The following is a 2,955-nucleotide window of genomic DNA, read 5'->3' on the forward strand; positions in this document are numbered from 1 at the left end:
GGGATCTGGGGCGCGGCGGCGTCGGGTCCGGAGGCCTCCACGCCCTGGACGGCCGCCCCGCCCTCCGTCGCGTCCGGCTCGCCGGCGCCCTCGGCGGGGCCGCCGGTCTCCTCCCCGGCTCCGTCCGCGTCCGCCGCCAGCGCCGCGCCGAAACGGTCCAGCAGGCGGGCGGCGGCGGCCCGGGTGCCCTCGGGGGTCGCGGTGGCCACCCGGCCGTCCGCGGTCGCCGTGGCGGTGACAGACATCCGGGTGCCCTCGTCCTGGGGGGCGAGCCGGAGCGTGAGGGAGAACCTGCCCGCGCCGGTGCCGCGCGCCTCGGTGCCCTGGGCCTCCACGCCGAAGGTGTCCTCGTCGAGCTCGGTGATCCGCATGGTGCCGCGGTAGGTGATCGTGTGGCCCTCGACGCGGAGCTTCAGCCGCCCGGCCACCGGTGGCTCGCCCGCGTCCTGCTGGAGCCCGGGGACGCAGCGGGCGACCCGCGCCGGGTCGCGCAGCGTCCGACGCAGGGACTGGACCTCAACCGGAACGAACACCTCATGCTCCATGGGTCACGAGCCTACTCAGGGGTTGCCGTCCCGTCTCCGCAAACGACGCGCCGAGCCGTGCCGAACCCGCCCGTCCGGGCCCCGCGCGGGGCCCCGGGCCCGCCGTCAGCCCGAGTAGCGCGGATGGACCAGGGTCGAGGGTGGCAGCTCCTCGCGGGGGCGCTCCTCCCCCAGCGGCTCCAGCTCCGGGGCGAGCGGGACGCCCGGCGGCCCGGAGGGCGAGGCGAGGACGAAGCCCCAGTCGTGCGGGGCCCCGGTGGCGCCCGAGGCGCGGTCGGGGCCCGCCGTGAAGCCGGTGAGTCGGCCCGTCGCCCGGTAGGGCACGGTCCACAGACCGGCGGCCCGGACCGTCGACTCCACCGTCCAGTACGTGTGCGACCGCGTCGCGACCGGCCCCGCGTGCACCGCGAGACGTCCGCCCGGCGCCAGCACGCGCGCGGCGAGGCCGAAGAACTCCTGCGAGTACAGCTTGGTGCTGGGGGTGATGCCCGGGTCCGGCAGATCGGAGATCACCACGTCGAAGGGCCCGGCCGACCGGCCGGGCCCGCGCAGCCAGCCGAAGGCGTCCGCGACCACCGCCCGCACCCGCCGGTCCTGGTACGCATGGCCGTTCAGGGCCGACAGGGCCGGGTCGCGGCGGGCCAGGGCGACCACGCCCGCGTCCAGCTCGACCAGGGTCACCGAGCGCACATCCGCGAAGCGCAGCGCCTCGCGGGCGGCCAGGCCGTCCCCGCCGCCCAGCACCAGCACCCGCCGGTGCCGCCCGGACTCCATCGCGGGGCCCACCAGCGCCGAGTGGTAGCGGTGCTCGTCCCGGCCGCTGACGCGCAGCCGGCCGTCGAGGAACAGGTCGAGCGGACCGCCGGGGCCGTGCCCGGTGCGGCTGCCGGTGAGGACGACCTCCTGCACACCGGTCTGCACCGCGACCCGCACCTGCCCTCCGTACACCGCGCGCCGCGCCGCCTGCTCGAAGGCGCCGACCAGCGCGGTGGTGATCGCCAGGACCGCGATGACCAGCACGTTCGCCGCCAGGAGCCACCAGCGGGCGCGAGGGGTCAGATCGCGCCGGAACAGCCACAGCACCAGCGCCCCGCCCGCCAGCGCGTTGACCGCGCCGGTCAGCAGCGCGCCGGTCAACTGGCCCAGCAGCGGCAGCAGGAGGAAGGGGAAGGCGAGTCCGCCGACGAGGGCTCCCACGTAGTCGGCGGCGAACAGGTCCGCGACGGTGCCGCCCGGGTCCTGCCGCGAGACGCGCTGCATCAGCGTCATCAGGAGCGGGATCTCGGCGCCGATCAGCACGCCGATGCCGAGCGAGAAGGCGACCAGGGCGTATCTCGCGCCGCCGAGCCAGGCGAACGTCGCGTACAGCACCATCGCCGAGCAGCCGCCGACCAGCGCGAGGGCCGCCTCGATCAGACCGAAGCCGGCGGCGGCGTGCAGCCGCAGCCGTTTGGCGAGCAGGGAGCCGATGCCCATGGCGAAGACCATCACGGACAGCACGACGGAGGCCTGGGTGACCGAGTCGCCGATCAAGTACGAGGCGAGGGCGACCAGTTCGAGTTCGTAGACGAGTCCGCAGGCCGCGCAGATGAACACGGTGCCGAGCACGATGAACCGCGCGGTGCTGCGCCGGGGTGCCGGCGGCGGGATGCCACAGGGCAGGACGGGCACAGACGGTTCGATCATGATGGGAACGCTACGTCACGACTCGCTCGCATCTTGTCACCCACACGGGTGCAACTCGCGCACGGCGGAGGGAATTACGGCCCCTTCAGTGGCGGCGCGCCCCCTCCTACCTGCACGCATTCTCACCGCGCGGCGGGTACCGCCGTCCGGACACCGACCCTCGTTCGGGTCACCACCAACTGCCCCTCCTGCGGGTACGCGTGCCAGGTCCGCCACCGCACCTGGCCCTCGCAGCGCTGCGCGAGCATCGCGGTGAAGGCGTGCGGCGAGCCGGGAAACGTCCCCGCGAGGCCGTTGGGGTGGTCGGCGACCAGCGCCAGCAGCTCCTGGGCGCGCCCCGCGAACGAACCCCCGGACAGCGTCTCCACCCGTGCGGCGAACTCGTACTCCCACTCGCCCAGACGTTTCGCCACCCCGAGGGGGAGCGGGGTGCTGCTGCCGGGCATACAGGCGACGGTCTCCGAACAGGAGCCCTGCTCCTCTTCGAGGAGCACCTGGTGGGAGGCGCCCAGGAGCCTCAACTGCAGTTTGGCGCCGGTGAGTTCCAGGTCGAGGACGGCCAGGGCGGGCAGCGGCTCCCGCCCCAGAGCCCAGGCGAGGTCGCTGGCACGCGTGTCGGTGTAGGCGGTCTTGAGAGTCGTGAGCATGGGTGGGCTCCGCAAAACACACATGTGGAGGGTGGACGACCGGGGGCGCCCCGGAACCGGTGCGGGGAAGGGGGGAC

3 protein-coding genes are annotated in these 2,955 nt (G+C 74.7%); all 3 read right to left on the bottom strand.

What is annotated here, in order from left to right:
- A partial coding sequence (locus tag ACJA3G_RS34100) for an SRPBCC family protein (RefSeq protein WP_406556905.1) occupies window positions 1-545 on the bottom strand: 545 nt, incomplete at its 3' end.
- A gap of 105 nt (window positions 546-650) precedes the next feature.
- Window positions 651-2,231, bottom strand: a complete 1,581-nt coding sequence (locus ACJA3G_RS34105; protein ID WP_406556906.1) for a polyamine aminopropyltransferase — start codon at window positions 2,229-2,231, stop codon at window positions 651-653.
- Window positions 2,232-2,353: 122 nt separating this feature from the next.
- The gene (locus tag ACJA3G_RS34110) at window positions 2,354-2,878 is read right to left on the bottom strand and encodes a DUF2617 family protein (protein ID WP_406556907.1); all 525 of its coding nucleotides are present in this window, start codon (window positions 2,876-2,878) and stop codon (window positions 2,354-2,356) included.
- Between the last annotated feature and the right edge of the window lie 77 nt (window positions 2,879-2,955).

It is taken from the genome of Streptomyces sp. YS-3 (genome assembly GCF_045257485.1).
Lineage (GTDB): Bacteria > Actinomycetota > Actinomycetes > Streptomycetales > Streptomycetaceae > Streptomyces.